1 protein-coding gene is annotated in these 8,733 nt (G+C 46.8%); it reads right to left on the bottom strand.

Translation table 11 applies throughout. The features are described from left to right. Positions 1–8,675: filamentous hemagglutinin N-terminal domain-containing protein (locus tag ICN29_RS10755; protein WP_216132948.1), on the bottom strand; the 8,675-nt coding region annotated here is incomplete at its 3' end. Positions 8,676–8,733 lie beyond the last annotated feature (58 nt).

The following is an 8,733-nucleotide window of genomic DNA, read 5'->3' as shown; positions in this document are numbered from 1 at the left end:
ATCGCTCCACCAGTAACTAGATTTCCAGTGATGGTTAATGAATTTGCGCCACCAGCCAAAGTCGAACCAATGGTGATAGCACTACCCTGCAAGGTTCGAGTTGCGCCAGTACCGGTTAAGGTGACAGCTCCGCTATAGCCTTGGATGCCGGTCGTGGTGATATCAGCAGCAATGGAGGTGGTGCCAGAGACTGATAGGTTAGTAACATTCGTTATCGCACCACCAAAGATGGCATTGCCGGTTATAGTCAATGCGTTTGCACCACCAGCAATGGTTGAGCTAGTAGTGATGGAAGTGCCCTGCAATGTTCTAGTCGTGCCAGTACCGCTTAAGGTGACAGGGCCGCTATAGCCTTGCGTTCCGCTAGTAGTGATATCGCCACCAAGGGACGATGATCCCGAAACTGATAGGTTAGTAACATCAGTTATCGCTCCACCAGTAACTAGATTTCCAGTGATGGTTAATGAATTTTCGCCACCAGCCAAAGTCGAACCAATGGTGATAGCACTACCCTGCAAGGTTCGAGTTGCGCCAGTACCGGTTAAGGTGACAGGGCCAGTGTATTGTTGAGTGCCGGTCGTGGTGATATCACCACCAAGGGACGATGATCCCGAAACTGATAAGTTAGTGACTCCAGTTACTGCGCCATTAAATACACCAGCGCCAGTAATGGTTAAGCCATTGCTACCACCCGTAATACCGTTTGTTGTAATCGTAGTACCTGTTAAGGTGCGATCAGCGCCACTTAAGGTGACTGCCCCACTATAGAGCTGGGTACCAGAGGTGGTGATGTTGCCAGCTAAGGTGCTAGTGCTACTCACGGATAAGTTAGTGACTCCAGTTACTGCGCCATTAAATACACCAGCGCCAGTAATGGTTAAGCCATTGCTACCACCCGTAATACCGTTTGTTGTAATCGTAGTACCTGTTAAGGTGCGATCAGCGCCACTTAAGGTGACTGCCCCACTATAGAGCTGGGTACCAGAGGTGGTGATGTTGCCAGCTAAGGTGCTAGTGCTACTCACGGATAAGTTAGTGACTCCAGTTACTGCGCCATTAAATACACCAGCGCCAGTAATGGTTAAGCCATTGCTACCACCCGTAATACCGTTTGTTGTAATCGTAGTACCTGTTAAGGTGCGATCAGCGCCACTTAAGGTGACTGCCCCACTATAGAGCTGGGTACCAGAGGTGGTGATGTTGCCAGCTAAGGTGCTAGTGCTACTCACGGATAAGTTAGTGACTCCAGTTACTGCGCCATTAAATACACCAGCGCCAGTAATGGTTAAGCCATTGCTACCACCCGTAATACCGTTTGTTGTAATCGTAGTACCTGTTAAGGTGCGATCAGCGCCACTTAAGGTGACTGCCCCACTATAGAGCTGGGTACCAGAGGTGGTGATGTTGCCAGCTAAGGTGCTAGTGCTACTCACGGATAAGTTGGAAGTATTCACTGAGTTTGTGATTGATCCACCAGCACTCATATTGAGCGTTGAACCCAAGGCTACTGTTCCTGCATAGCGAAGATCTAATACTCCTGATGATCCAATGCTAACTGCTCCAGTACCAAATGCATTTGCACTAACTGCATTAATCGCTCCACTAGAAATAGTAGTAGTTCCAGTTTGACTGTTATTGCCTGATAGACTTAGCCGACCAGTATTAGCAGTACCTGCATAAGTAATTGAGGTAGCACCACTGATATCGCCACTAATAGCATTAGCTGTATTAGTTGAGGTAATTGAGATGCCACCAGAAACAGCGCTGGAGCCACCTATAGTCACTTGTCCAGAGCCCGAATTAATTACTAGGGCGCGAGGAGAGGAGGAATAATTAAGCACAACAAGACCGCTACCTCCTTGTCCTGAGCCACCACTAAATACTGCATTGCCACCACCGCCACCGCCCAAATTATTCGTGCCATTTCCGCCAGTAGGGGTACCCCATTGACCTGCACCACCGCCACCGCCGCCATTACCCCCTGCACCGCCACTAATTAGGTAATACCCACCACCACCACCGCCACCATAGTAAATACTAGAACCTGTGATTGAGCTTAATGTCCCAGAACCTCCCGCACCTGAGTCATTAGAACCACCAGAACCTGAACTTCCACTGCGACGACCACCGCCGTTATAAATATAACCACCACCAGATCCATAAATACCGCTTGTTCCGCCAGGCGTGCCATCACCAGATGCTCCTCCGTTACCTGAAGATAAGCTACCTCCTGAACCACCAGCTGCGCTCAAGATAGAGCCAAACGATGAGGTACCGCCACTACTTCCAACAAGCCCACCAGATCCCACTTGAACACTATAGGAAGACCCGCTCGAAAGATTGACTGTGTTTGACGAAACTACAGCGCCACCACCACCACCTCCGCCACTCCCGCCCCAATTACCACCACCTCCGCCACCACCAACCACTAATAGTTGAGCGCCACTTATAGTTGCATTTGCCGTCCACGTATAGGCGCTACCATCCCAAGAAAGAGTACCCGCATTACTGAGTGTTCTATTTGAATATGAAGCAGCACCAGGATCAGGTACCGTCGTTCCATTCAATATATATGCACCGCCGCCAGTAAATTGCAAAATATTTGCTACGTCTACTACAGTCACGTTGCCAGCAATGCTGACAGAACTATTTGTTGTATTTAGACTGACATCTCCAACCAATTGAATATTTCCGCCATAAGCCTGTCTACCAGAGGTAGTTACATTGCCTGCCAAAGAGGTAGTGCCTGTAGAAGTTGTGAGAGAGGCTAAGGCATTCGTTGCACCGATAGAGCTAGCAAAGGTTGATGTACCCGTACCGTTGACTAACTGTAAGAGGTATGGCGTAGTACTAATACTATTGACAGTCGATCCAAAGGAGATATTCGAGTTATTGGTCGCTGTCAGGATAGCATCTGCGCTCAGCACTACTGCCCCGGTATAGGTTTGATTGCCGGTTGTAGAAATAGCAGCGCCTAAGGTGGTAGTGCCACCGACTTGCAACACCGAGACATTGGTAATTGCGCCATTGATCACGGCGTTATTGGTAATGGTGAGAGCATTACCGCCACCAGCAAGAGTGCCACCTAAAGTCACTGCTGCTCCTGCATTGAGGGTAGTTGTTACTGCAGTACTTAAGGTAATCGGATTACCAAAGTTCATTGCCCCAGTAGTAATGATGCTCCCACCAGAAATCGTAATACCTGCTGATCCTGAAGAGGCATTCGTTGTGAGACTAGCTAAATTAGTGCTTGCCCCTAAGGCACTACTTAAGGTCACGGTTCCAGTGCTGGTAGTTGTCAGAGTTAAACCATAAGCACCATTAATCGTATTGCTGATGGTTAAGTTGCCGACGTTCTTAATTGTGGTGTCTGCTGCTAAGGTAATGGCCCCACTAGCTGTTGCCGCTGCGCTGCTACTGTTATAGAGAGCGCCATTACTACTGTAGCCTGTGCCATAAAGTGTTAAGGCATTCGCAATGGTCTTGCCATTGAGATCTACAGTAGCGCCAGAGTTAACGGTTACACGGCCAGCACCAAAGGGACCATTGCTTACTGTGCCACTCGTATCACGACCGGCCTGGAGCGTACCGTTGTTTACGGTAGTGCCGCCGGTGTAGGTGTTGGCGCCAGAGAGAGTTAAGGTTCCAGTGCCCTGCTTGGTAAGTGCTATAACTTTGCCACTACCGCCATCTTGAATGGCACCAGCAAAACTGGTAGATGTGTTGTCAGTGCCAGTACTTAAAATCACTGAGGTAGAAGCAGCGCTATTGGTAATAATGCCTCCTGTACTACCGCCACCAGCTAATGAACCAATCGTTTCAGAAGATCCATTTAGGTCTAAGTAAACACCTGAAGTATTTGCTAAAACTACAGCGCTAGAGTTGCTAATTGCAGAACCGCCTGAGAGCTTAAGTGTTCCGCCATCTATCGAGGTTGTGCCAGTGTATGCATTGGATCCTGAGAGTGTTACGGTATTTGTACCAACCTTACTCAATCCACCAGGTCCGGCGGAGGAACCACTCAGCGTGATATTGCCATTTGAACCACCGATATTTGAATTTGCCGAGAAATACAATCCATTCGCATAGGTAAAATTTCCTATAGCTGCAGTAGATGATGTATTGGTTAATGTGCCTCCATTAAGCTTAATTCCATAGCCAAGCACTCCAGCGTCACTAACGGTAATACCATTCAGATCAATAATACCTCCTGAATTAGCGGTAATCATGTAACCACCAGAGGCGGCATTTGCATAGAAGTAACTATTCCCAATAAATTGGAATGTGCCACCATCATTTACCTGAAAATAACTATTGGTGTAGCAAGTAGCATTGGTTGCGCATGCACCATATGAGTTCACATAGGTGCCACCACTGATTGTCGTTACTCCTGTATAGGTGTTTTGACCACCAAATTGAATCGTTCCCTGATTTGAGGCTGTCATGGTTACTGTTGCGGCAGTAGTACCCCCAGTACCAGCAATAGCTGCGGTTAAAACAAAATAAGAACTTGCTGGGGTAGTTAAACGCAAACTTCCATTGTTATTAAGGTTGATATATCCATTAATCCAGTTGGTATTAATACTTGCTAACGATGTCACACTGGTCTCAGAGATATTGACATTGGTTGCTGTAATAGTAGGATTTGATGCATTAAAATTACCAGCACTAAGGTTGACAGTGCCACCCGAGGCGCTTGCAATGAGATTTGCATTGATATTCATCTGACCAAGTGTGGTCAATGAAATCATGGTGGCATAAACAGCAGTACCAATTGTTATAGCTCCTGGCTGCGTTACCAAGTATGAGCTATACGGAGCACCTAAAGTCATTGATGGAAGCGAAAGTTTGTTAAATCCAAACAATCCTGAAATGCCATCAGAAGTTGAAGAGGAATCGTTATAAACTAAAAACTGAGTTGTGCCTGTTGTAGTTGCAGTAGCAACAGATAAATTAAATGAACTGCAAGCACTTCGACAAGAAACTGTAGCTGCGGTAGACCCAAGCGTTAATCTATCGGTTGTTAGCAAAAAATTATCTGTCGTGAATGAATTGGCGCCGGCGCCTGGCGTGTTATACCAACCAAGAGCAATACCTGACTGGTATACACTGCCATTTAAAGAATATCCAGCAATGCTGATTGTCGGTGCGTTCCAAGTGGAGCCATTGGTAAATACTGCGTTCGAGTAATAATTTCCACTTCTTGTCGCGCTTGAAGATTGTGCGTAAACACTAATTTGATTAGAAGCCGTGATGACTGAGGCTGCTGAGCCTCCATACCCAATTTGAGTTCCAACAGATCCAGATGATTGGGAAAAGAGATAGACATTTTGGGCGCTGATCGTCGAGCCTGAAAAAACAATCACTCCAATATTGGTGTCATTAGTTGCGCATGATGAACCTGCAAAGCCACAACCAGAAAGACTAGAGTAATTTGCTCCAGCTAAAACGACACTGCCATTTCCAGCGTTAATCTGTGCTGTACCACCTGTTCCTACATATATACCAGCAAGATAACCGCCGCTTGAATATCCTCCATTCGCGTAGAACGCAGAGTTTGTTTTCCATGCAGAGTCAACTGCCCCAGTGCTTATATTCACCAATGATGAAATTGAGGGGCCACCGATAAGTAAGCTGCCAGTATTAGATGTAGGTGTATATGTTCCTGTTGTAGCTGAACTTGTTGAATTCAACCAAATATTTACTCCGCTATAGATCCAGATATAAGAACTAGCAGAGAATGTTAGATTCGCGTTGGAATTGGCTCCAATGCTACTGGCGATGTTTATGTACGTATCTGAAGTAACTAATACATTTGTACCTGCATTTAATGAAGAGGAAATAGTTGCAGCATAGCTTGCATCGACTGTGACATTAGATGGATCTATTAACCACATCCCCCCTCTACCCGCATTAATCGATGCAAGGAGATTTAGGGTATGGCCAGAGGTCTCGATGAAGCCACCGGCCGTTGTATTACTTAGATTGGTTTGGGATGCGTTGATGGTGGATAAGGCATCAAGACTCGTATAAATAGAAAACGGCAATGAGCTGTTATTCGCATCATTGCCGATTAGGATTGTTCCGCCTTGAATAAAACCACTCGCTTCTACTGCTGTACTGGTGAGAATGGTTTGATTGAAAGCTGAAATACCGATACTTCCACCGCGGCCATTAGAGCCGTTGGTCTGGATTAATGAATCAAAGAGACTCAGGCTACCTGCCCTACTCATGATGCGGATTGAACCGCCATCTGTAGAGCCATTGGCGGTGATTTGGATGCTGTTTACTTGTATATCTTGGTCTGTAGAAATGGTGATGGTGCCACCAGGGCCTGCACTGCCATTGGTCTGGATCAGGGTGTTGGCTAGCAAGAGATTTCCAGCCGATGTGATCAAGCGAATAGATCCACCATCGGTAGAACCATTCGCTGAAATCGTTGCTGAATTGATATTAAAGTCATTTGCTGCAGTCAAAACGATGATTCCGCCTGGGCCATTATTGCCATTTGCCTGGATCAAACTACCGCTTCCTTGGGCAATTTGAGCATTGTTTTGGCTTGGTGCAAGGATGCTAATTTGGGGGGCTGAGGCAATAATTGATCCGCCAAAAGTTCCGTTCGCCAGAATTTGTGCAGTCCCAGAAATGCTAATTGACTGTGTCCCTGTTAAGCTAATTTGGTTGGTTGCGGTGCTGTTATAGCTCGATTGATTTGCAGCAATCGTGGAATAAACCTGGTCTAAATTGACGCTGGTTTGATTAGCAGCTGCTAAATAATTAGGCAAATCTTCTCTACGAATCAGGGTGCCGTTATAAGAAACCGTGTTGCTTGAACTGCTGGAATTGGTCGAATTCGCCAGGTTATTGCCTACCTGGAGCCCACCGCTGACATAAATTGCGCTCGCTAAAAGCTGGATTGCGCTGCCCAAATTGCTGCTATTTCCAGCATTAATCGTGCCATAGCTATAGACGGTTTGAGCCTGAACCGTGACCTGATTGGCATTAATAGTGGTGCCCACATTCAGGTAAGCAATCGAACTATTAATAATGACATTGAGGTTTTGACCTGAAATATCGGCATTCAGGTTAAAGATTCCAGTTGAAGTCAGAGTCAAAGTAGTCAGATTTCCAGACTCTTTGAGGATATTGGCACCACTAGCGATGGTCAGACTGCCGGTTCCGTTCTGGGTGCAGCTACCTAAACTTGGGCAAACATTGCCATTTACAGCGATGCTGACGCTGTTATTTGTCAGGGCTGCGGAGATGACATTTGCAGCAGAACCATCAATAGTGAGGTCAATTGGATCTAGGAACCACAATCCAGACTTGCCTTTTGGAGCAGCCGTTGTGACAGAGAGGTTCTTGCCAAGGACCACAGTGCCAGCCGAGCTGGTTTCAACTAGGCCACCATTGCCATTTAAATAGCCACCAACTGCGGACAGAACACCATTTACTGCAGTCTTCACTTGTGACCAGATCACGATCGCACCGCCGTTACCCTGGGCAATGGCGGAAGCATTGACACTAGCACCCTCTTCCACAGTGACAGTCTTAGCCTGCAAATTGGTAGCCTGTGGATTGCTTGCCAGAATTTGAGTGGCTGTTTGTGCTGCTGCAGCATTTGCGGGTGTTGCTACAGCGACGTTAGTAGCCAATGTTCTACCCACGCCAACTTCAATCGTGCCGCCACCCGCTTTACCGGTAGCAGTCGTTTTGGAATTTGCAGCCAAAGTGACGTTTTCAGCAACGATATTGATTTGGCCACCTACGGTACCCGCTCCATTGCCGTTGGCCGAGACTGTGCCGGCCTGAGTAACCGTATTGGCGACCAATTCGATAACGCCGCCATTGTTGACCATGGAGGAAGCGGTGATGCGACCCGTATTCTTGACCACTGAGCCCATTAGGCGATTTGCTGCACCTGCAGCAACAATGATCAGACCCCCTGGAGCCTCTACAACCCGCTTATTGTCGACTAAACCCTGGTAAACCGAGCGGTCTATGGTGACGCTCATCAGTTGATCACCCCGGAAATCCAGGGTTACTTGCTTGCCACTAGCCATGGCAACTGTATTATCAGGCCCCATTTTGGCTAAAAGGTAGCCTTCATTACGCACTTCTGGGGCTAAAAGAGCAATGTATCCATTAGGGTCATTTGTGCTGATTTTTCCCTCATTTACGACCACCCCTTTACCATTGCCCTTATAGGTGGATTTTCCATCCATAAAATCTTTGTTCGCGATGTCCATCGTCGTAGCAACGACGCCACCTGCATTGATTTCTGCTCCCTTGCCGAAAGTCACGCCATTGGGATTTACAAAGACCACTTGGCCGTTCGCATTCACCGCACCATCGATCATCGATTGCGTTGCGCCAGTCACTCGATTCAGAGTCACTGCTGATGCATTGGGCTGATTGAAATTAACTTGTGCATTTTTTCCGACGTTAAAACTATCCCAATTCACAACTGCACGTTGTGAAGTTTGGTTGATGTTCATCGTCGCAGAATTTGCTGTTTGTGTTTGTGAAATAGTGGCATTTCCAGCGACTACTTTTCCACCAGTTGGAAGTGCATTTGGAAGTGTTTGCGCGATTGCAAAATTGAACTGACTAACGATCAAAAATCCGATCAATCCACTGATCAAAAATCCGATCAATCCACGTGAATTTTTCACGACAAAATTCCTCTTCGCTTGCGCAAAGAAAATCGGAAACTGATCGAATGTTTTTGAG

The sequence above is a fragment of the Polynucleobacter nymphae genome, from assembly GCF_018882155.1.
Taxonomy (GTDB): Bacteria; Pseudomonadota; Gammaproteobacteria; order Burkholderiales; family Burkholderiaceae; genus Polynucleobacter; species Polynucleobacter nymphae.
This window is presented reverse-complemented; position numbering and strand designations above follow the sequence as displayed.